Source organism: Nostoc sp. ATCC 53789 (genome assembly GCF_009873495.1).
Classification (GTDB): Bacteria; Cyanobacteriota; Cyanobacteriia; order Cyanobacteriales; family Nostocaceae; genus Nostoc; species Nostoc muscorum_A.
Genome location: NZ_CP046703.1, coordinates 3,960,842 through 3,982,248, shown reverse-complemented (window position 1 = coordinate 3,982,248; position 21,407 = coordinate 3,960,842). Strand labels below are relative to the sequence as shown.

The following is a 21,407-nucleotide window of genomic DNA, read 5'->3' as shown; positions in this document are numbered from 1 at the left end:
TGTAGGCAGGAGAAGTGTGCGGGGTCAGATTTCTTCCCCAACCTCCCACACCTCCCACACCTCCCACACCTCCCACACTCCTTGATTTCTTACTTGTGAGAAATCCAGGTTTAATGCCCACCCTACTTGCCTAAACTAAGGCTGGCGTATTTGCACGCTTGACTTGAGGTGTAGCAAACATCCGCATTCCTGCCGGTGTAGCGACAGTTAATCCACGGCGTACAGGACGCACAGGACGTTTATTCACTAGCGATACTTGAAAGTCAGATAGAACAGTTGCCAAGACAATTTTCATTTCATACTGGGCAAATGCCATCCCAATACAGCGACGATTACCGCCACCAAAGGGTAAATATTCATAAGGTGAATATTGTCTTTCTAAAAAGCGTTCTGGTTTAAACTGCTTGGGTTGTGGATAAACTTCTTCTCGATGATGCGCTAAATAAATACTGGGGATTATTACCGTTCCCTCTCGCAGTTCGTAGCCCATAATTGTAATTGGGGTTTTCACAATCCGGGGGAAAGCAGCCATGACAATTGGGTAAATTCGTAGTGTTTCTTGGCAAACTGCTGTCAAATAGGGCAATTTACCTACACTACTCAAATCGTGGTTAACTCCAATGGTGTTGAGTTCCTTTAGCAACTTCTCACGCACCTCTGGTAAACGATCAATCCAGTAAAAAGCCCACGTTAATGAAGAAGCGGTAGTTTCATGTCCCGCTACTAGCAGTGTCATTAACTCGTCGTGTAATTCTTCATCTGACATCCCTTGACCATCGTCGTAACGAGCCGCCATCATCAAACTTAGGATATCTTGGCGATTTTGATCGGTTTGGGCGCGACGTTCTCGAAGTAAAGCATAAATCAGTCGATCAATTTTTTGCCGTTGTTGCAGAACCCAACCCCAGGGACTCCACGCACCGAAATCTTTTTGCATGAACTGGAAAAAGAAGGCGCTGGACATTAGGGGCGAAGTGATGAAGTCTAATAAATCACTTAGCGATCGCCTTAGTTCTTCAAAAAGCTCTCCCTCATTCAAACCAAAGACAACCCGCAAGATAACACGCAAAGTAATTTCTTGCATCGACTCACGGATATTAAAAGGCTTGCCAATTTGCCATTCATGGCTCACCTGTTGGGTTATTTTCCGAATATCCTCACCATAAGCCCGCATCCTTTCGCCATGAAAGGGGGGAGCTAATAGTTGCCGTTGCCGTTGGTGGCGATCGCCATCTGATAACATAAAGGAGCGATCGCCAAGTAAAAATCTTAGTCCTGTGTTTCCCCTCCCAACCTCAAAATGGCTCGAATCAGCAGTAAAAATCTGCTCAAGCGCTTGGGGTTGACTAAAATACACAAGATGGTTATCAGAGCTACTACTCCTGATGGTGAAAGTGTCACCATAGGTTTTGGCAAAATCATCGACATATTTCACTGGCTGAGTAATAAACTTGATCATCCGCAACCAGCGCGGCATTTGAGGCCCATCAGGCAGATTGTAAGTTACTGTCATAGAAGTTTGTAAATTTGATGGCTTCTGAATTTTATTGTTACGACTTTTCATGTTATTTAAGGTTACAGAAAGCGGTATATTCATGATTGGGGACTAGAGACTGGAGACTGAGAACTGAAAAGAGAATAATAAAAACTCTTGTACAGATGCGATTAATTGCGTCTTTACTCCTAACTCAGCACTCCTAACTCAGCACGGGCTAAACGCCCCGCTAGCGCTAACAAGAGGCAGCATCGGAAGCAAGCAGTGCCAAAAATCATCGCTATTCTCAACGGTAAAGGAGGAGTCGGCAAAACGACTACCGCAGTCAATCTGGCTGCAAACTTTGCGAAGAAAAAAAAGGTGTTGCTGATTGATGCAGATATTCAAGGTTCTGCCAGTTGGTGGTTTGGGCGCAGTCAGCAGGGAATGGGATTTGATTTATCTCAAGAAACAGATCCCAAGCTTTTAAGTGATTTAGGAAAGATAACAGGTTACGATTTAGTAGTGGTGGATACACCTCCCGCGCTGCGCTCTGAAGCATTAGTGGCGGTAGTTGCGATCGCAGATTATCTAGTTTTGCCTACACCCCCATCCGCAATGGATTTAGCTATCCTCGTGGAAACAGTCAAGGAAGCCGTCATCCCCGTGGGAACCCCCCATCGGGTACTGCTAACTAAAGTCGATACGCGCAGCATTGGGGAAGCGCTAGAAGCAAAAAACACTCTCACTAGATTAGGTATTCCTGCTTTTAATACCTTTATCCGTGCTTATAAGGCTCATGAACGAGCGGCGCTTGAGGGTGTAGCGATCGCTCAATGGCGAGGAAGTAATGCACGAGAGGCGGAGTTAGACTACCGTCGTGCAGCTGATGAATTACAGCGTGATTGGAGAAAATAATAATGGCTAGGAAACAAAGTCTCTCTGACTTACTACAAGAAGAGGCACAAAAATTTACACCCCCAGAAGGTGAATCTGCGATCGAAGTTACAGCACAAGCAATTACCGAAGAACAGGCTTCATCTGATGAAGAATCCTCAGCACAAACATCTGAGTCAAATTCTACTAAGCGCACAAGCCCAACTAAAGCTGATTTAGAAGCAACTGTTAAAGAGTTGACAAGTAATTTAGAAGCAAGCCACAAAAAAGAAGCATCTCTTGGACAAGAAGTTGCTGATTTGCAATCAAAATTATCTAAACAAAAAACATTTGCATCAGAACAGAAATCATTACTAGAACAACTAACAAAAGAACTTGAAGAAACCAAAAAAACAGCACTGCAACTTGCAGAAGCGAATTCCAAGCTTATAGAAGAAATTAATGCTTTAAAACAAACAGCAGAAGATAATTCTAAAAAACTTGTGGTCAAAGAAAGTACTGCTATCAAACCAGTCAAAGACCATTACAATCCACTTAACTACAAAAAATCACATCGTTCATCGGAAACGCTAGCTCAAAATCAACCACAAAATCAACCAAATGAGTATCCTGATAGTTCTAATGAGATGTGGTTACTTGACTAGAGTTGATATCAGTTCTTTGTGAAACTGTACAAAATCAGGTTTTGTAAAACAAGGGGCTTAAGCTCCTTGTTCTATGCAACTCCACAGGTAATCGATATTATACTTAGTAAATAAAAAACTGCTTTAAACTCGAAAGTTTAAAATATGCTGCGCGGTGATTTGTGGTTGTTCCAAGTGCGGGAGATGACCACAATCTTGAATCCAGATGAGATTGCTGTGTGGAATTGCACTTTTAAACTTTGTGGCATCCTTAGTACCCAAAATCTTATCGGAATCGCCCCACAAAATTAGTGTTGGTTGCACAATTTTTGATAAAATATCAAATCTAAAAGCACTATAACCACCACTTTTAGTAAAAGCAATCAAAGCTTGATTCCAACTGGGCATTTGGAGATGTAACGCGCCACAACATAAAGCATCGACAGAAGCAAGACTTTGATTTTTATATCCAATGCGAGAAACGCGATCGCGCACCTTTAGATTACTCAAAAATTGAGTTGCGAAATAATCTAATGGGGGGAACATGAATTTACTTAACGGTGAACCACCAGCCAACCCCGCACTATCAATTAACACTAGCTTTTTTACGACTTCCGGGTAAGTCAGCGTAAAATCAATCGCCGTCGCACCCCCCATCGAAGCGCCCACTAAAATTACAGGTTGCTTAATTAAGCTTTTCCAAAAATAATAAAGATGGGTTTTAATCGCAGTTGGGCTATAAGCAATTCCTGAGAGTCTATCTGTAAACCCAAAACCCAACAAATCTACAGCCCACGTTTCATTATCTCTAGAGAGTAGTGGCAAAAGCCGCCGAAATTCTAATACAGAACTGTCAAAGCCATGAATTAATAAAATAGGAGTTCCACCACTCCCCTGCTTGACATAAGTTGTGGTAACTGGTTGATTAATTAAAGGAGTAGCGATCGCAGCAGTTTGAATACTCTGAGCTAGTGCGATCGAGGCAGATTCTGTCAGTTGCCCAACTGCTTGAGGAAGAAAATTCGGAAACATAAATTTCAGTTTATCGTATTAGCTTGCTTTGGCGCATCGCTGATTTTGTTAAACAACAAAATTACACAAACTAATCTGCTCAAGTATTATTTGTAATATATAAAATATAGTTTAGCAGCTAATCAAAATATTCTAACTCTTGTACAGACGCGATTAATCGCGTCTCTCCTAATTCCCACCACCAAAGAAAATTTTGCAAAATGTCAAAATTGGGACTAAAGCCACGTACAATTGATATCGCCTATCCCTTATTCCAGGAGCTAATGCCATGCCAATGGCGGTTGGCGTAATTGAAACTTTAGGTTTTCCTAGTGTTTTAGCCGCAGCAGATGCAATGGTCAAAGCTGCCGCAGTTACGATTGTGTATTATGGTCAAGCTGAAAGCGCACGTTTGTTAGTCGCCGTCCGGGGACACGTTTCTGAAGTCAATAGAGCTGTTGAAGCCGGAATCGTAGCTGGAGAGCAAGTCAAGGTTGGTACAGTAATTACCTACTACGTTGTTCCTAATCCCCCGGAAAATGTGGAAACCATATTGCCAATCCATTTCACTGAAGAATCAGAACCTTTCCGCATGTTCTAAGCAATTTTGCTATCAAAATCTGTAGCGAAGCTTCGTACAATTACCTTGTAGCCCCCATATCGTTTATTCATACAGGAGATTAATAATGTCATTACAGGCAGTTGGAGCACTTGAAACGAAAGGTTTTCCTGCGGTGCTAGCAGCAGCAGATGCAATGGTAAAAGCTGGTCGAGTCACTCTTGTTGGATATATTAGAGTGGGTAGCGCCCGTTTTACAGTTAATATTCGTGGCGATGTTTCTGAAGTAAAAGCTGCTATGGCTGCTGGTGTTGAAGCCGCAGAAAATGTTTTTGGCGGTACACTTGAATCCTGGGTAATTATTGCTCGTCCCCATGAAAACGTTGAAGCTGTTCTGCCAATTGGTTACACAGAACAAGTCCAAGGGTATCGAGAATCTGTAGAAAATCCGATTGTTAGATCGAACAATCGATAGATTCAACCCTCTGCGGTGAAATTCAAAACGAAGAATCTCTACAAATGAATTTATTGAGAAGTCTATTTTAAGGCTTCTGACCATTAAAGCTTTTGAGGGTTGCATTCTTTCTGTTATTAGATTTTGCAGAAGTTGAATTTTGAAGCAGAGGGAAAGCAACAATCACAGTCAATAGTCAAAATCAATCAATGTTGACTGTTGACTATCCATTTTTACTAATTTAAACGTTTTATATAACGCCTTACTAAATATTCTTTTAAACACTAATTTACGTATATAAACCTCATCTATGTTGAAACCTAGAGTTTTTTAAAAGATATATTTATGTAGGTTGGGTAGAGTGAAACGCAACCCAACATTACCACCAAATTTTATGTTGGGTTACACTATCGCTGCACGCAACCTACAAAACTACGGTTCTTAAGGTAGACGAGGTTTACATTTATATAAAAATATATTAAGAAATTTAACTTAATACTATTCAGTTAAGGCTCGCTCCTCCTCCCTAATTACCCTTAGAAAGGACGGAATTAAGCTCATTTTAAGAGGGTCGGAGGGCTTTTATAGGGCAAAATATTATGAACACCAAGCGTATTAAGATTCAACTAAGTATTTTCCTACGTAAAGGATTGTAGAGGGTTGAAACTTATACAGGTGAAATAACGTCTGACATTGAGTTAAATTAGATTCGTTCCTGGTATCTGTTACAAAATATCAGATTTCCCCGACTCATCTCTTGCAAAGGTGTATCCTCACCACTCTAGGCAGATTTCTGTTCTTAGTTAAAAAACATAACTTTACAAAAAGCTTAAATTAACAAACTTGCTCTAAATGCTTCATTTACAAGGGTTTTGGGTATTTTGGAATTGAAAGGGAAACATCAATGTAGAAATTTCTGCATAATTCTAGTGAATTAAGACGTAATAAGAGTAGAAACACTGAGCTATTTTCATGAAACTCATGAAATCTGGGGCAGCTGCCAGTTAACAATTAGGTGGGATAAATGGGGGTTGTGATGCAAACTTCAAAATTGAGTTTCGAGGAATGCAATCTCAGTATGACAACAGATATGGAAAAACTGGCTTTAGATTGGCAAAAGCGCTTGGCTACTGAATGTCCAGAGCAAAATGAAGCTGCTAGGCAAAGTATTATTCTCTGGCTATTTGGATCTGACTCAAAACGGTTTGATCTGTTAAACCCGAAGGAACTTGAGATCGCCAAACAAGCGATGGAATATCGCTGGAGGATTTTACGTCAACGTTATTTGGGGTTTGGGCGAGAACGTGCTTATCGCAACTTGATAACGCGACTAGGGAGTTTAGTGACATTACGGAATAAGATTCAGACTTGGGTTTCCCTCAGCCGCGATCGCCAGCGCAGTGTTATGGATGTATTGCAAGAAGTACTCCAAGAATTACTGCAAACTGATGCCTACATGCAGCAACAAATGGCTGATCTTGCCAAATATACAAGCGATAGGCGATTGGCAGATGCTCTGCTATTTGCCAGTGTAGAAGAATATTGTCTGCGGCCAGTACGCAATCAACCCCTATTAGCTTATCGGTTTGTAAATTACTTGCGTCGCACTCAGCGCGGTGGCTTAACCCAAGTGCCGGGTCGTGACATGATTAGACTGGTGTCAGAAGAAGTCCTCACCGACGACAGTGACAATCGAGTTAACTTAGTAGATAGTCAGGCGATCGCAGAATATCAAGAAACACAACAACTAGAAGAACAACAGTCCCTACGTCAGTCCGTCCAAAAAGAATTTGAAAATTATTTACAAGAAAATCTCGGAAAAGACGCAGTAGAATGGCTAAGACTGTATCTGCAAGGTAAGTCCCAAGAAGAGATCGCCCAAAAACTGGATAAGCAGACTAAAGAAGTCTACCGTCTGCGAGAAAAAATTAGTTACCATGCTGTGCGTGTTTTTGCCCTCAAAAATAAACCAGAGCTAGTAGACAGCTGGCTCTCAATTTCCTTACAAGAACATAATTTAGGGTTAACGCAAAACCAATGGCAACAACTTGATGAAAAATTGACTCCTCTGGGGCGGCAAATCCTAGATTTGCGGAAAGTAGGTAACTCAATAGAAGCAATAGCTCAACAGTTAAAACTCAAAACCCATCAAGTATTAGGCGAATGGACAAAAATTTATCTTGCAGCCCAAGCTTTAAGAACCCAAGAGTAGCCAATTCAGGCGGCGGGAGACAAGGCAAATGGGGAGTGGCGAAGTGGAGGAGTAGGGAAAGTAGGGGATTAGGGTAAGAAGAAGTATTAATTATTTGCCCAATGCCCAATGCCCACTTCTCAGTATTATCCCCAATCTATCATCTAAAATTCATCTTCTACTTACGTCTACTTAAGTATATATAATTGAAATTTTAACAATCAAACAAAGTATCTTTATTAACTACTTACTCAATTAGAGGCAAAATATAAATAAACACCACGCAATCAAACCTATGTTGTCTTCCGAGGGCGAACTAAATGATACCGCAGCAAATGCACAGCAAATCCTAACTGCCACTCAAACTAGATGGGAGGAAGGAGGGGAACGCGAGCAAATGTTCCAACTGATTGATAATCTTTTATCCTTTGAAGCTTGCCTCTACCATCAGATTTTGCCCTTGGGATTAGAAGACAAAAACCTCTTGCTAGGTATGGTTTATCCACAAGACAGTGAGGCACTAGATTATGTAGGTCGCATTTTGTCTTATATCAATTGCACGATGGTGATTGAGGCGATCGCAAGCGACTCTCACCGCAGAATATTATCAGCCTACCTCAACCATAAGAATACATCTCAACTAGATGCAAAACTTGTGCATGAGTCAACAGAGGACTTTTCCCAACAAAATACTGACAAACCTATTCCCTCCCTAAATGCCGACTCAGAATCAAATCAGCACCCCCTATTGATGGCGTTTCAGACACAAAAGCGTCAACATTCTGGACAGCGTGTAGACTTGCCCCCTATCCCAGAGTTAGATCAATCATCTCAAACTCTAAGGAATCAAGAGGGCGAGACATCCGTTGCAGCAGCAAACAATCTACCTATTTTGCCTACACAAGTTCCTGAATTACTTACTCCCATTGAGTTGCTGCCAACACTGCCACCCAAAAAATTACTAGAGGAATTACTAGGGCGAATTATGGGTGGGGGAATCGGCCGGCTGTATTTAGAAAGACAAGCTTACGAAGGCAGGATACTGTGGAGTGATAATGGAATATTGCAGTCTGTGTTAGACAAGCTGCCGCTATATGTTTTCCAAGGAGTACTGAATGAATTAAAGCGGTTTGCCTCCCTACCTCTCATCACGCTTGCAGAACCAAAACAGGTAGAGAAGGAATATGTATATCAAAAAAACCGCTTGTTATTGCGCTTGCGAGTTATGCCGGGAACCTACGGTGAAGAGGCAACACTCCAAGTCTTGCGGGGAGCAGCATTAAAATTCTATCAGCAACAACAATTGATGCGTCTGGGACGTGATGCTTTAGGAATTTCTCAGCAACTAAGTTTCAAATTACATGAACTACAAGAACGGCTTTTGTTGAATCCTATCCTTGACTCTCAGCAATCAGAGGCTTTAGCTACACTGAATCAATTAGTGAAAAATTTAGACCAACAGATCAAAATACTGGCAATACATAGCAATCCACCAACAGACAGCAAATTATAGGTCTGTCAGTGAAAGCGCTGATTTCGATCGCGTACATAATTGTTATGTTGTAATGAGACTTTAGACCGATCAACCTTAAAGGTTCATCTCAAATAAATACAAATTTTGCGATCGTACTCTGAGTAAGATTACGGTTTAAACAAACTTATAGTATCAAAGTTAGTTTCCCGCTCTTGAATCCATTTGTTGCAAATATTTCATGCTAACTGAGGTTTTTAGTGAACTTTTCCCCTTGATGAGTACAGCCAACCCACAAACCTTAGAATGGCTGCTCAACGTTGCAATTGAACATGAATACCCATCAGGGCGAGCCGTTGTGATGGAAGATGCCTGGGGTAATGCCGTTTACTTCGTGGTTTCTGGTTGGGTCAAAGTCCGGCGTACTGTCGGGGACGATTCAGTGGCTTTGGCAATTTTTGGTCGTGGCGATTTTTTTGGAGAAATGGCAATTTTAGATGAATCTCCACGCTCAACCGATGTCATTGCCCTTTCACCCGTGAAGTTGCTTAGTATCTCCAGAGAGCGTTTTATTCAAATATTGTTTAAAGACCCACAGTTACATCACCGGATGCTGCAACTGATGGTGCGGCGATTGCGGCAAATTAACCAGCGATTACAAATGCGGTCTTCACCACCAGCAGTCAAACTCGCTCATACCCTAGTAACTTTAGGTGAAAGTTATGGTCAGGAATCAGACTTAGGAAGAGAAGTTTTTAACATTCCTTTTAAAGATTTAGCAGAGGTAACAGAAATCGGTGTTGAAGAAACCACCAAAATCATGGAAAAGCTGCATGAAAAAGGGTGGATCAAAATTGATAGCGCCAATAACATTACTTATCTTGTGAATTTCAAGCAGTTGATAAACTTGGCTGGCAAAGTGTGATTACTTTATCCGAGATAATCCATCATAGGTAGGGCTTGCTGAAAAAGAAAGAAAAGGTTGTACTGTCTTGGGAAATAAACGGTGTAATATACTTAGTCACAATATTGACTGCATCTTATACTGTCGCCCATTCATCACCTAAATAATTGACGTAATTATCTCTTTCATCATCTGTAACTTTTTGATTACCTAGAATAACTTGAGATTTATCCCATGTTTTGGCGTAATTGTTCCAGAATTATTTATTAATTTCAACGTTGGATGGCTGCATCGGTAAATCCCGTTAGTCGTAGCGGCAATATCTAAATTGAACAAGATTAGTACTATATCAGCTTTTCAGAATTTTTTTCTCAGAATTTCTTGAAACCACTCTTCAGTGCGATCGCCCATAGCTTCTAAAGAATATAGAGTTTCTGCTTGCTGGCGACAAGTTTGGCGGTCAATTTCATCCAAATGCTTAATAGCTTCTACTAAACCTTGAACACTATCAGGTTCCACCAAAAAACCAGTTTTTCCTTCCTGGACAATTTCTGTTAAACCACCACGACGATAAGCAATTAAAGGTACTCCACAAGCAAGCGCTTCTATTGCTACATTTCCAAATGCTTCTATCCAACGAGGAGTTACTAAAAGTGCTTGACATTTCCCTAGCTCCTTTTGTAGCTCAAGCGTTGGTAAAAATCCTACATATTCTATAGGAGCATTAGGGTATTCTTGACAAATTTTTTCCCAATAAGATATATCCTGTTTTAACCCGAATATTTTCAATTTAATGCCAGTTATTTCTGCTGCTGCTACTGCATCTTCTAGCCCTTTCTCAGGAGCTATCCTACCTACCCACGCCAAGCTCTGAGTTGGTTCCTGGCAAAATTGATAAATAGATAAATCCATGCCATTTAACAGACAAATACACCGTTCTGCAAATGTGAAAGTAGCTGCCTGTGTTTGGCTGTGAACACCAATACTACCAGGAAAATTGATTGCTACTTGTTCAATAATCTCATCCATTACATCTGTCAAAGAACCCATACTGATCAGATGTGCGATCGGACAATGAAAAAATGGTGTTAAATAGAGTGGCAACCAATCATAAGCAAAATTAACAATCAAATCATAATCAGTTTGGACTTGACGAGCATAATCCCACATATTCGCTAAAACAGAATTTTTATGCAGCAAAATCGGATCGCTACGACTCTGATTTTGGGCTGGTATCTGTATTAGTTCACCGGGAATTTCTCTAATCGGTAATGAATTGCTGATAGATCCCTGCGGTGCAACAATTTCTAATTTATGTCCTCGCCGCAGCATTTCTGTAGCAATATTAGATAAAGTCAACTCTACTCCGCCTCCCAATCCTGAACCTAGTGGGCCCATTGGAGTAGACATAAATAATAATTTATGGTACATTTCCGTCGTTAATCTATTTTTATCAACATCATTTTTTCAGCTAAATAACTTGTTTAGCGGGTTTCGCTATGGCTCCACCCAAAAAACATGTAATTAAATTCAACTCTGCTTACGGTAGCAGCGAGTTGTAATTAAGTAAGGGTGAAAAACCTCTAAAAATTGGCTCTGAAGTGTATTGAAAAATGCTTCTACAACTTTAGGCTCATCTAAATGAAAAAGAAATTCTTGATTAAAACCTTTAAAAAAATACCAATTTGCTATCATTTTACCCTCAGAATTCAAAGATTGATAAAATTCTAATAACTGCTGGCTAGGGTCTGACAAATGTTCTAAAACATCAAAACACAAAATAGTATCAAATTTTTCTTTTGCAGGCATTTCAAGACTACAAATTATTTTTTTCCCCAGTCCCATTTTCTCTGCTCGATACTGAACAAAATCACAATTAATCGGATTAATATCATAATAAACAACTTGCTCAACTTGTGGACAAAGAGCAGCACCAAGGGTATGAGTTCCTATCCCTCCACCAAAATCTAACACTCTTCCTTGGGCATAATCTGCAATCAACTGCAACATATCTCCAATATAAGCATAACTTGATAGATGCCAAGCCCCCAATTCAAACAAGTAAAGTTCTCCTACTTTCTCACGATAGAAAGCAGTTGCTTCTTCCCAATTAAAATCTTTGCGTCCTAAGTTTTTTATTTCCTCTTGTCCTGCTGCTAACTTTGTCTCTATGGTTTCTGGATCTAAATTTAAAAAATATTCTAGATGATGTTTTAAGTCAAATGAATTTTCTAAAAAACTACTTAAGAAAGAAGGCGCAGTAGAGTTTACCATAAAATTTATATCACAATGAAATCAACGTATTCCATTATAGAATAGATATATACCGCTTTGACTTATTAACACTTGTAAACATCGATAAAAAATGTAGTATATTTGAGCAATAGTTTCTAAAAAATAGGGATTTTCATGAAGATTGCCTTAGTTGCTGGAGGCTATATTCCTGCACCTCCCTTATCAAGTTCTATTTTGACTCTCATCCAAGAGTATAAATATTTTTTAGATAAGCTTGGACATCAAGTAGATATTTTTAATAACAAAGATGTCAATGAAGTTATAGATAAAATCAATAATGGAAATTATGATTTTGTACATTTACACGCTTATGAATTTGCTAGTCAATTCAATAAAAGCCTAGAACAAAAATATTGTTTTAGTTGTCATAATGGCTATTTTTTTAAACAAGATAAATGGGAAGAAGATTTTAAAGAGGGATTTCAACATTACCTAAATGCACCTGGGATAATTGCCCTTTCTAATCCAACAAAACATATTTTTATTAAAGCAGGCTATTCTGGATATATATCAGTGCAAATAAACGGGATTGATACTCAAAAGTTGAATTTTAAAGAAGAAGGAAATAATAAAGCTATTTGTTTGGGTTGGATTCAACCGAGAAAGCAGCAGAGATTGCTAGCAGAAACGATTGATGGTAAGTTAGGATTAGATTTTGTTGGGCCTTTAGATGACCCTAATTTTAAAGAAGGAACCACGACAAAATATTTAGGTATCTGGAGTTTAAAACAAGTTTATAATAATCTCACAGATTATAATTGTTTAGTTTTAATTAGTAATGGAGAAATTGCACCGCTTGTAGTATTAGAAGCAATGGCGGCAGGTTTATGTGTCGTTGTTTCAGAATCTGCTAGTGCTAACTTACACTCCAAAGAGTTTATTAAAGTTTTGCCAGATGATATATTAACTAATGCTACCGCCGAAAATAAAAGAATTGTTTGTGACACAATTATTGATTTAATTGATAAAAATAAATCTTTTCGCCAAGAAATTGTAGAATATGTCAGGGAAAATTTTGATTTTAGTCATATCATCAAAAACTATATTCAGATGATTGACGATTTTAGCAAGTTTGATTATTAGTAAGCCATCAATCAGTAACTGTGTATGCCTAAGACTGCATCACAGCAATAGGCATGGGGTTAGCAGCAAAAATTAGGATATTTAAGGAAAAATGAATCATGAATAAAGAAACGATAGAATTTATTGACAGAGCATTGTTAGCAGATGGAGATTATGTTTCAGTTGGGCTTGAAATTATCAAACCAGATAAATGTTTTCCCAATATGATTGTAGAAGATATAAATACTTCTGATTTGCATTCTCTAAAACGTGAAATTCCTCATAATCTGTATGTAGATAAAAGAGAAACAAATGTAGGATTTCTCAGTCGGGATGAAGCACATATTCTTTATAATACTGCTCATAAGTTTAGGGATAAAAAAGCTTTAGCTATTGGCTGTTGGTATGGTTGGTCTGTCTGTCATCTGGCATTAGCAGGAGTAAAATTAGATGTAATTGATGCTCTATTAGCCAGAAAAGATATTCATCAAAGTGTAACTAACTCTCTGCAATGTGCAGGTGTCCTGGACTCAGTTAATTTAGTAAGTAGTAATATTCCCCAAAAAATAGAGGAGTTAGCTGAACAATTACAACGCAAGTGGTCGTTGATTTTTATTGACGGAACGAATGAAGCTATAAATCCACTCAATTATGCAATTATCTGCGAACAATTAGCAGAGACAGAAGCTTTTATTCTATTTAATAACTTAAATTCTCCCGATGTTACCCAAGGCTTAGATTACTTAAAGCAAAAAGGGTGGAACACAATGATTTATCAAACAAGACAGATTATGGGAGTTGCTTGGCGTGGCAATATTGAGCCAGTCCAACATCAGCCAGATCCAAATGTTAATTGGAGTGTACCAGAGCATTTACAAAACTATCATGTAAGTGAATTATCATCAGATTCAGTAAATGAATTTATGGAAATTATTACTGCTATCCGACCTTATACCTTATTGGGCGAAATACGCTTATTTTCACTTTACTCTCTAGCAAAAAAAATTTGTATAGAAGATATTCCCGGAAATTTTGTTGAATGTGGAAGTTATAAAGGGGGAGCAGCAGCACTTTTAGCATCGGTAATTAAGCGATACAGCTTGCGCCCACGTCTACTTTATGCGTGTGATACTTTTGAAGGAATGCCCGAACCAACGGAGATAGATATATATAATGGAATACCTGCAAATGAAACTGGGTTTGGAGTTGGCACTTTAAAAGCTCCAATTGGAGAAAATATACAAGCGATTTGTCAATTGTTAAAAGTCCAAGATATTGTTGTACCTGTTAAGGGTTTGTTTGCTAATACATTGCCTCAATATAAATCAGAAATAGGAAATATTGCTTTTATGCACGCTGATGGAGACTGGTATGAATCAACAATGGATATCTTCAATACGCTCTATGATAGCGTTGTTATTAATGGGATGATTCAGGTAGATGACTACGGCCATTGGGATGGTTGTCAAAAAGCCTTACATGACTTTGAGCGTTTGAAAGAGGAGAATTTTAACTTGCATCGAATTGACTACACTGCGGTGTGGTTTAAGAAGGGTTAAATAATATTTAACAGCCCAATACTTTTAGAAGGATGTCACTTAATTTTTGAGTTATGTATTGGTCTGTTAAATATCTGCCTAAGTTTTATTCAATTTGGATAAATCCGGTATTTTTTTACCAGACTAAAGTACAATCTTCAGGGTCTAATATGCCAACTTCTTTATTGACTCTGATTGTAGGAATGATTTTAATTAACTCTTCTTTTGTATATGAATTAAAATCTTCTGGATTGATTTCATTGTATGTAATATAACCTTTAGTGGCAGAAAGAAACACCTTTTCTAGATAAATATCTTGTATTTCTCGCCTCAGTTCCGTGAAGGCATAATTGCTAATTACAAGATCATAATTCTCTTTAGGTAATTCATTCATTGTCTTATAGACTATCGTCGTGTTTAATGGGTAATGATCTAAATATCTTTGAGCTAGCATTAGCACTGGTTTTAGATCAACCAACGTATAGGTTTTTACCTTAAAATAACTACTGACAATCCTACATAGCCCTCCATAACCAACTCCGATTTCACATATATTTAAGTTGTCTAGAGTGCCAAATTCGGATTCCAAATCTGACAGAATTTTTATGTATCGCAGGGTAGGTGGTGCGATTGTACCAATGCCCTCGTAATCAAAAACTATAGGATTACCAATCCGATCATTTTTAAGAAATTCATTAATCTTACTCAATACCTTAGAGGAAGAATTTTTGGTTGCTTCCAGATACTCTAAGCCTTGACCAAAGTCGTCGTGTTCTAATGCGATCTTGTATATTTCATTGCGACGAAAATCTTTAAATATGGAAGAATCCAAGCTAGCTTTTAAACAGAATTCAGGATAGTCAATATTGTCAGTCAGGCTGGTTTGTAAAACCTTATCTTGGGAGTTCATGCTTACTACTGTCCTTATTTAGGCATAACTATTTATTCAACTTAGTTGCCCAGCTAGTCTATAAATGAAGAGTCATAAGTCACTTATAAATAAAAGCTGAATACAGAAGAGTCTATGAATAGTTCTTCTGTAAGCTACCAAGCAGATACTGTGATAGAGGTCGATGCTTAATAGTTCTCTTACCTCAGAGTTTAGTTACAAAACTGACCTCAACTCTTACGTGTAAAATTACCATACATCAGCTAGAGATTCAATATTTTGGATAAAACAACCCAAATACTCTCTATGACAGCGTTCTCGCTAATGGTATAATTATAATGCTGATGAGTAACTACGGTTATTGAAAAAATTATTATACCAATTATTTCTGAAACTGCACAAAATCAAGGTTGGTCACATTTTGATCTTAGTCGCAAAGTCTGACAAACCTCACAGGTAATCGGGATCAGAAAGCTTTACATGAGTTTGAACATTTGAGAGGTAAGCAATTTAACCTTCATCAAATTGCCTACACTATGGTGTATTTTAAAAAGAGTAAATTGATAGATACTCAACACATATAAAAATAGATTAAATATATAAACATAAATACTTACATACGGAGTTTTTAGTTTCATTATTAATTTATCTATGAAGTCTTCAATTATCCTTTATTCTTCATAATTATATATTTTACTTTTCATCCTTCCGATAATGCAATTGATTAACTACTTGGCATGAAATTTACTCTTTTTAAATCCCAAATTCAAAAAACTTTCCGCCAGACGACCCATTCTGCTTGGCGGTTTTCGCTGGTAGGAATTATTCTGAGTATATTTTTAATGTTCTTATATGGTTGTCAGGGGACATTCCAGAATAATGATAGAGTAATTAATCTGAGTTTATGGCAATCAGTAAATCCTCCTGCTAATCGGGATGTGTTTAACAAACTAGTAAATAAATTTAATCAAACTCATACTGATATCCAAGTAGAATCTATCTTCATAGGTCAACCCCAATTGCCAAAGATATTAACAGCAGTTGTGGGCAATACACCTCCAGATATTCTGTCATTCGATCCTCAATTGACAGGTCAGTTTATGGAACTAGGGGCAATTCGACCTTTAGAAGAATGGCTGGACAAATTGCCATTGAAGTCGGAAATTAGCCCCAACCTATTGGAGGAATTAAAATTAGACGGTCATCTTTGGTCAATTCCACTTTACACGAGCAATTTAGGGATTTTTTACCGACCTAAACTTTTTCAAGCTGCGGGAATTACGCAAATTCCTAAAACTTGGGAAGAGTTAAGGGAAGTCGCCAAAAAATTGACCATAGACCGGAATGGTGATAATAAACCTGAACAGTACGGAATGTTGCTGCCTTTAGGAAAGGGAGAATGGACTGTCTTTAGTTGGTTTCCTTTTTTATTGGGTGCTGGCGGCGAGGTAGTGACAAATAACCGTCCGAATTTAACGAATCAGGCAGCTATTAGTGCTTTGCAATTCTGGCAAAACCTCATAAAAGATGGATCAGTAATGCTTTCGCCTCCAGAACGTGGTTATGAAGAGGATGCTTTTATCACGGGCCGGGTTGCGATGCAAATCACAGGGCCTTGGACTTACATCATGAAGTCTAATGTTGATTATCAGGTGTTCCCTATACCTGCAAGTGTTGAGCCTGCTACGGTGACAGCGACGGGAATATTGTATCTAATGAAGACCACGCCAGCAAGAGAGAAAGCAGCACTCAAATTTTTGGAGTATGTTTTGAGTGAAGACTTTCAAAAAGAATGGAGTGTCGGAACGGGTTTTTTACCAGTTAATATCAAAGCTGGTCAAAGTGAAGCTTTTAAGGAATTTATTAGCAAAAAACCAGTTTTAAAAGTATTTATGGAGCAGATATCTGTAGCACTTCCTCGACCAATTATTGCTGGATATAGTCGTCTTTCTGACAGTCTTGGTCGAGCGATCGAGGCGACATTACTAGGTGAGTCTGCCGAAAAAGCACTCAAGGCAGCACAAGAACGTTTAGAACTTATTTGGGATGACAAATGAAAATCCTGAAGAAACTCTAGTTTAGCGATGTGGATTTCTTTTTAATGTACACAAACCAATTGCTGGTATAGCTCCCAGTATGACTGCCGTAAGCCCTTGTCCACTCCAATACAATATAAAATTACGGCTTGCTTCTGGAATCAGATTTTGCACCATAAAAAGCAACCAAACCAAAATAGTAATTAATAAGAAAGCAATTGAGGGTAAAAAATTCCACCACCAAATACCTGCTGTATATCGCCTCAGTACCAGCCATTGGCAAAGCCCTAGCCAAACACCCGAAATTATATATGCGATCGCAGATAAGAATCCGAAAATAAAAGTTTCTTCAGGTGATGATGAGGCTATGGATGAAATGTAGTGAATCCAGGCTGTAGAAACACCGTTGGCAATCAGCCAACCGACGCTAGTCGCAAATAGCCATTGTAAACCCGGTAAATATCGGTAAACAATCAGGGCTTGGTCAGCAGCAAAAATTACGGCAAATACAACGTTACTGAGACTTCTGACCAAAATACTCCATGTTTGTGCCTGGAGAGCAATACTCGGTGAGCTTTGGAGAATAATTTTTTCTAAGGCGATACTGGCAACGCCACCCACAACCCATCCAATCAGGGTCATTAAGGTAAACTGAATAAAGAACCTCTGTCGCTGCGATCGCGGAATCAAAAAGTTTCCTGAATTAAGCTCGTTTTTAGCAGATCCAACACGATCGGGACTATTAGAGTCAGTTTCCATAAGAAATTAGGGTAGCGAGGGAATAGGGAGATTAGGAAGATAGGGAAGCAGGGAGAATGACTAATGCCCACTCCTCAGTTAAATATTGATTCTTGTTTTATCCTATTTCTTACTCGTCAGTCCCTATTTTCTATTATTTGCCACTCTCCAAAAGCGAGTCTATTATGTCAATAATGGCAGTTGATTCTCAATAAACTGTGAGCTAATCTCATTAAATTAAGCTTATTGCTAAAAGGTTAAGAGTCGCCCGTCATAGATATATGCCTAACACAACGCCAGTTGCTACCATGTGGGAATGCTAAGAGCGTAGCTTACTTCTCCGTAGGGGTACAAGTCGGTATCACCCAACGCAGTGGCTTCCTTAAAGAAATTTTATTTTTACTTTATAAATAATCTTTTAACCTTAGTTGCGATCAAGAGTAATCTTAGATGCGTTTGTCCTGCTCACTAAAATTGCACAAGACCCTTCACTTAATCTTTAAAGAAATTTTGGTGTATATACCGTATCTTTTGCGAGTTGAAAAAATCACAATAGTATTACAAAGCATCAAGATAAACTTACATCTTCGAGCTTGTTGTACTCGACAACAGTCATATAGAAAGAAATAATACTTCTTGATTTTCTTCTAGGTTGTTCGAGTAATGAAACTAGTTTTATATAGCTAGGTTTCAAGAAAAGTTCAGTCTTAATTATCTTTGTGTTCTTCAAGGTTTATTATTCGAATGCTGCAAAAAATCTCCTTGGCTTTACTCGGAACAACTGCTGTGATCGTCAGTGCAAATCCAGCTAGTGCCGTAACTCTGCAAGTCAATACTGGCCCGTTCTCTAGCTATGCTGATGCTAAAACTGTCACCTTTGACGATGGCACCGCAAATGATCCTAATGGATTTGTTACTTACTCTAATATTACTAGTAACATTGTTCAAGGTAGCGTATCTGGTCAATACGCCTCACCTTATGGGGATAACACCAAATTTCTAACAATTGCTCCAAAAAATACTAATGTTGCAGGCAACAGTGGTTTTGTCAATATTAACTTCAAAGAAGCTGTTAATTACTTCGGTTTTTATGCAGGTTCATTGGATGATTACAACTTTGTTGACATTTACAAAGGTAATCAGTTGGTAAAGACTTTTAGTGGTGCAGATGTGCCAACTGCTATAGCTAATGGTAGTTGGACTAGCACTCAAGCTAATATGTTTATCAATCTTGTAGCTGACACAGGAGAAACATTTGATCGAGTTATGATGCGCTCAAATGGTGTTGCTTTTGAAACAGATAACCATGCCTATAGACTAGCCAAGAGCGTTCCCGAATCTAATGCGATGTTAGGTGTGTTAGCAATTGGTGCTTGTGGTATGACTTCACTCTTCAAACGCTCACAACGTAAAGTGACAATGTAAAGATAAATTTATCAGGATAGCCGTATAAAATCCTTAATAATGTGTATCGAGGCTGTGCTTCGATACACATCTTTTACTTTTTACAGCTTGGCGATATCACGGCATTCTTTATACAGTACGAATTGTTTTTCTCGTACCAAAACATAAGAGAATACTATGAGCAATCTTAAATCATTCATGAGAATGAAAAACCCTGAAAACGTATTTTTGATCTCATTATTTTTTAACATTAAAATTCATATTTATATATAAAACTTTGAAAATATTTTTTATTTCTACTTAGTTAGACAATTGAAATATATTTAGTAGTAGAAGCTCTATTAATGAGTGTTCAATAGTTTGTGCAGGGCGGTCGCATTATGTCAATAAGAGTATTATATTGCAAATAGAATCTTATTAGCCGATGCTTGTTGCTAAAGCTTTAGGTGTATTCCATCGTAGACATCGCTTTGAGACTTGGAAACTAAACCAAACGAGAAATGCTGATTTTTTCGTTGTTTCTTAACCTTGGTTGCGATCAAGAGCAATCAATTTAGATGCGTTTGCCCTACTATTACCCTTTTGCTGCCAACCTGTTGAAAAAGCGTAATCCTAGAATGATAAGCTAAACAGTGGCATAAAAATTGTGACTTAGGATGAAGTGATAAATGGGTGTTCCTTCAACAACTCCTCATCTCTTACGGGCTGCTCGCGGTGAAGTAGTAGATCGTCCCCCTGTATGGATGATGCGACAAGCGGGACGATATATGAAAGCATATCGAGACTTAAGAGAGAAGTATCCTTCGTTTCGCGATCGCTCGGAAATACCAGATGTAGCAATTGAAGTTTCCTTGCAACCGTGGAAAGCCTTCCAACCAGATGGAGTAATTTTATTTTCTGATATTGTCACCCCATTACCTGGTTTGGGCATTGACATGGATATTGCGGAAGGTAAAGGGCCAATCATTCACTCCCCCCTCCGCACTCAAGAACAAATTGATCGTCTGCATCCCTTAGAACCAGAAGCAGCTCTACCATTTATCAAGACAATTTTACAAGCGTTGCGTTCTGAAGTAGGCGATAAATCAACGGTGTTAGGCTTTGTGGGTGCGCCGTGGACCTTAGCAGCTTATGCAGTTGAGGGAAAAGGTTCTAAAACCTACTCCATCATCAAAAACATGGCATTCTCAGATCCGACGATACTGCATCAACTGTTAACTAAATTAGCAGATGCGATCGCCATCTATGCCCGCTACCAAATTGACTCTGGCGCTCAAGTTGTGCAAATGTTCGATTCTTGGGCGGGTCAATTGAGTCCTCAAGATTATGACACCTTTGCTCTCCCCTATCAGCAGCGAGTTTTCCAGCAGATTAAGCAAACCCACCCCGATACACCATTGATTTTGCTAGTTAGTGGTAGTGCGGGTGTGTTGGAAAGAATGGCACAATCTGGCGCTGATATTGTCAGTGTAGACTGGGCAGTGGATATGGCAGACGCACGGGCAAGATTGGGTAAGCAAGTCAAAGTTCAAGGAAATCTTGACCCAGGCGTGCTATTCGGCTCTAAACAGTTTATCCGCGATCGCATTCTCGATACCGTTCGCAAAGCTGGTAATTGGGGTCATATTCTCAATCTCGGTCACGGTGTCCTTCCAGAAACTCCCGAAGAAAATGTCGCTTTCTTCTTTGAAACCGCAAAGGAATTGAATCTTGCAGGAGTTAAGAATTAGGAGTCATACAATTTTAGATTTTAGATTTTAGATTTTAGATTTTTCTTTCAATCCAAAATCCAAAATTCAAAATCTAAAATTTCCAGAGTTATCAGTTGCAATTCGGAACTTTTAACTTTATTCTTAACTCT

At 38.7% G+C, this 21,407-nt stretch carries 18 protein-coding genes; 12 read left to right on the top strand and 6 right to left on the bottom strand.

The window, feature by feature from the left end; genetic code table 11:
• Positions 1-130: 130 nt before the first annotated feature.
• Positions 131-1,513: a cytochrome P450 gene (locus GJB62_RS16450; protein ID WP_114081360.1), complete on the bottom strand. Its 1,383-nt coding sequence runs from the start codon at positions 1,511-1,513 to the stop codon at positions 131-133.
• A 246-nt stretch (positions 1,514-1,759) separates the two neighbouring features.
• On the opposite strand from GJB62_RS16450, the gene GJB62_RS16445 reads away from it, so the two are divergent.
• Together GJB62_RS16445 and GJB62_RS16440 are read left to right on the top strand one after the other, a co-directional pair.
• Positions 1,760-2,392 (top strand): ParA family protein, encoded by a 633-nt coding sequence (locus GJB62_RS16445; RefSeq protein ID WP_012409272.1) that lies wholly within the window; start codon positions 1,760-1,762, stop codon positions 2,390-2,392.
• 2 nt (positions 2,393-2,394) lie between these two features.
• On the top strand, positions 2,395-3,015 hold the full coding sequence (locus GJB62_RS16440) for a hypothetical protein (protein WP_114081361.1): 621 nt from the start codon (positions 2,395-2,397) through the stop codon (positions 3,013-3,015).
• 123 nt (positions 3,016-3,138) lie between these two features.
• Here GJB62_RS16440 and GJB62_RS16435 read toward each other — a convergent pair whose 3' ends face one another.
• On the bottom strand, positions 3,139-4,026 hold the full coding sequence (locus tag GJB62_RS16435) for an alpha/beta hydrolase (protein WP_114081362.1): 888 nt from the start codon (positions 4,024-4,026) through the stop codon (positions 3,139-3,141).
• A 268-nt stretch (positions 4,027-4,294) separates the two neighbouring features.
• On the opposite strand from GJB62_RS16435, the gene GJB62_RS16430 reads away from it, so the two are divergent.
• The 5 genes from GJB62_RS16430 to GJB62_RS16410 all read left to right on the top strand — a co-directional run bounded on the left by GJB62_RS16430 (position 4,295) and on the right by GJB62_RS16410 (position 9,605).
• Positions 4,295-4,606 carry a BMC domain-containing protein gene (locus GJB62_RS16430; RefSeq protein ID WP_069069150.1) on the top strand — a complete coding sequence of 104 codons (312 nt, stop codon included), beginning with the start codon at positions 4,295-4,297 and terminating at the stop codon, positions 4,604-4,606.
• Between the two features lie 85 nt (positions 4,607-4,691).
• Positions 4,692-5,039, top strand: a complete 348-nt coding sequence (locus tag GJB62_RS16425) for a carbon dioxide-concentrating mechanism protein CcmK (protein WP_069069149.1) — start codon at positions 4,692-4,694, stop codon at positions 5,037-5,039.
• Between the two features lie 1,003 nt (positions 5,040-6,042).
• Positions 6,043-7,230: a HetZ-related protein 2 gene (locus GJB62_RS16420; protein ID WP_114081363.1), complete on the top strand. Its 1,188-nt coding sequence runs from the start codon at positions 6,043-6,045 to the stop codon at positions 7,228-7,230.
• A gap of 274 nt (positions 7,231-7,504) precedes the next feature.
• Positions 7,505-8,722, top strand: a complete 1,218-nt coding sequence (locus GJB62_RS16415; RefSeq protein WP_114081364.1) for a pilus assembly protein PilB — start codon at positions 7,505-7,507, stop codon at positions 8,720-8,722.
• A gap of 199 nt (positions 8,723-8,921) precedes the next feature.
• Positions 8,922-9,605, top strand: a complete 684-nt coding sequence (locus GJB62_RS16410; RefSeq protein WP_114081365.1) for a Crp/Fnr family transcriptional regulator — start codon at positions 8,922-8,924, stop codon at positions 9,603-9,605.
• Positions 9,606-9,941: 336 nt separating this feature from the next.
• Here GJB62_RS16410 and GJB62_RS16405 read toward each other — a convergent pair whose 3' ends face one another.
• Together GJB62_RS16405 and GJB62_RS16400 are read right to left on the bottom strand one after the other, a co-directional pair.
• The gene (locus GJB62_RS16405; RefSeq protein WP_309472797.1) at positions 9,942-10,994 is read right to left on the bottom strand and encodes a glycosyltransferase family 4 protein; all 1,053 of its coding nucleotides are present in this window, start codon (positions 10,992-10,994) and stop codon (positions 9,942-9,944) included.
• A 120-nt stretch (positions 10,995-11,114) separates the two neighbouring features.
• Positions 11,115-11,858 carry a methyltransferase domain-containing protein gene (locus GJB62_RS16400; RefSeq protein ID WP_114081367.1) on the bottom strand — a complete coding sequence of 248 codons (744 nt, stop codon included), beginning with the start codon at positions 11,856-11,858 and terminating at the stop codon, positions 11,115-11,117.
• A 135-nt stretch (positions 11,859-11,993) separates the two neighbouring features.
• Here GJB62_RS16400 and GJB62_RS16395 point away from each other — a divergent pair, with 135 nt between their 5' ends.
• Both GJB62_RS16395 and GJB62_RS16390 read left to right on the top strand, forming a co-directional pair.
• Positions 11,994-12,962: a glycosyltransferase family 4 protein gene (locus tag GJB62_RS16395; RefSeq protein WP_114081368.1), complete on the top strand. Its 969-nt coding sequence runs from the start codon at positions 11,994-11,996 to the stop codon at positions 12,960-12,962.
• A 98-nt stretch (positions 12,963-13,060) separates the two neighbouring features.
• Positions 13,061-14,500, top strand: coding sequence for a TylF/MycF/NovP-related O-methyltransferase (locus GJB62_RS16390; RefSeq protein ID WP_114081369.1), 1,440 nt, complete (start codon positions 13,061-13,063; stop codon positions 14,498-14,500).
• A 115-nt stretch (positions 14,501-14,615) separates the two neighbouring features.
• Here GJB62_RS16390 and GJB62_RS16385 read toward each other — a convergent pair whose 3' ends face one another.
• On the bottom strand, positions 14,616-15,389 hold the full coding sequence (locus tag GJB62_RS16385) for a putative sugar O-methyltransferase (protein ID WP_114081370.1): 774 nt from the start codon (positions 15,387-15,389) through the stop codon (positions 14,616-14,618).
• A 716-nt stretch (positions 15,390-16,105) separates the two neighbouring features.
• Between GJB62_RS16385 and GJB62_RS16380 the strand changes: the two genes are divergently transcribed.
• Entirely contained in the window at positions 16,106-17,425 is a 1,320-nt protein-coding gene (locus GJB62_RS16380; protein WP_114081371.1) for an ABC transporter substrate-binding protein, read from the top strand.
• 21 nt (positions 17,426-17,446) lie between these two features.
• Here the strand turns inward: GJB62_RS16380 and GJB62_RS16375 are convergent, their stop codons facing one another.
• Positions 17,447-18,163, bottom strand: coding sequence for a hypothetical protein (locus GJB62_RS16375; protein ID WP_114081372.1), 717 nt, complete (start codon positions 18,161-18,163; stop codon positions 17,447-17,449).
• Between the two features lie 723 nt (positions 18,164-18,886).
• On the opposite strand from GJB62_RS16375, the gene GJB62_RS16370 reads away from it, so the two are divergent.
• Positions 18,887-19,567, top strand: a complete 681-nt coding sequence (locus GJB62_RS16370; protein WP_114081373.1) for a PEP-CTERM sorting domain-containing protein — start codon at positions 18,887-18,889, stop codon at positions 19,565-19,567.
• Positions 19,568-20,214: 647 nt separating this feature from the next.
• Positions 20,215-21,276, top strand: coding sequence for a uroporphyrinogen decarboxylase (gene hemE, locus GJB62_RS16365; protein WP_114081374.1), 1,062 nt, complete (start codon positions 20,215-20,217; stop codon positions 21,274-21,276).
• Positions 21,277-21,407 lie beyond the last annotated feature (131 nt).

Excerpts from the sequence above, each read along its gene's own strand:
- GJB62_RS16450 (WP_114081360.1), bottom strand. The coding sequence starts at position 1,513 with ATGACAGTAACTTACAATCTGCCTGATGGGCCTCAAATGCCGCGCTGG.
- GJB62_RS16440 (WP_114081361.1), top strand. The coding sequence starts at position 2,395 with ATGGCTAGGAAACAAAGTCTCTCTGACTTACTACAAGAAGAGGCACAA.
- GJB62_RS16435 (WP_114081362.1), bottom strand. The coding sequence starts at position 4,026 with ATGTTTCCGAATTTTCTTCCTCAAGCAGTTGGGCAACTGACAGAATCT.
- GJB62_RS16430 (WP_069069150.1), top strand. The coding sequence starts at position 4,295 with ATGCCAATGGCGGTTGGCGTAATTGAAACTTTAGGTTTTCCTAGTGTT.
- GJB62_RS16425 (WP_069069149.1), top strand. The coding sequence starts at position 4,692 with ATGTCATTACAGGCAGTTGGAGCACTTGAAACGAAAGGTTTTCCTGCG.
- GJB62_RS16420 (WP_114081363.1), top strand. The coding sequence starts at position 6,043 with ATGGGGGTTGTGATGCAAACTTCAAAATTGAGTTTCGAGGAATGCAAT.
- GJB62_RS16415 (WP_114081364.1), top strand. The coding sequence starts at position 7,505 with ATGTTGTCTTCCGAGGGCGAACTAAATGATACCGCAGCAAATGCACAG.
- GJB62_RS16410 (WP_114081365.1), top strand. The coding sequence starts at position 8,922 with ATGCTAACTGAGGTTTTTAGTGAACTTTTCCCCTTGATGAGTACAGCC.
- GJB62_RS16405 (WP_309472797.1), bottom strand. The coding sequence starts at position 10,994 with ATGTCTACTCCAATGGGCCCACTAGGTTCAGGATTGGGAGGCGGAGTA.
- GJB62_RS16400 (WP_114081367.1), bottom strand. The coding sequence starts at position 11,858 with ATGGTAAACTCTACTGCGCCTTCTTTCTTAAGTAGTTTTTTAGAAAAT.
- GJB62_RS16395 (WP_114081368.1), top strand. The coding sequence starts at position 11,994 with ATGAAGATTGCCTTAGTTGCTGGAGGCTATATTCCTGCACCTCCCTTA.
- GJB62_RS16390 (WP_114081369.1), top strand. The coding sequence starts at position 13,061 with ATGAATAAAGAAACGATAGAATTTATTGACAGAGCATTGTTAGCAGAT.
- GJB62_RS16385 (WP_114081370.1), bottom strand. The coding sequence starts at position 15,389 with ATGAACTCCCAAGATAAGGTTTTACAAACCAGCCTGACTGACAATATT.
- GJB62_RS16380 (WP_114081371.1), top strand. The coding sequence starts at position 16,106 with ATGAAATTTACTCTTTTTAAATCCCAAATTCAAAAAACTTTCCGCCAG.
- GJB62_RS16375 (WP_114081372.1), bottom strand. The coding sequence starts at position 18,163 with ATGGAAACTGACTCTAATAGTCCCGATCGTGTTGGATCTGCTAAAAAC.
- GJB62_RS16370 (WP_114081373.1), top strand. The coding sequence starts at position 18,887 with ATGCTGCAAAAAATCTCCTTGGCTTTACTCGGAACAACTGCTGTGATC.
- hemE (WP_114081374.1), top strand. The coding sequence starts at position 20,215 with ATGGGTGTTCCTTCAACAACTCCTCATCTCTTACGGGCTGCTCGCGGT.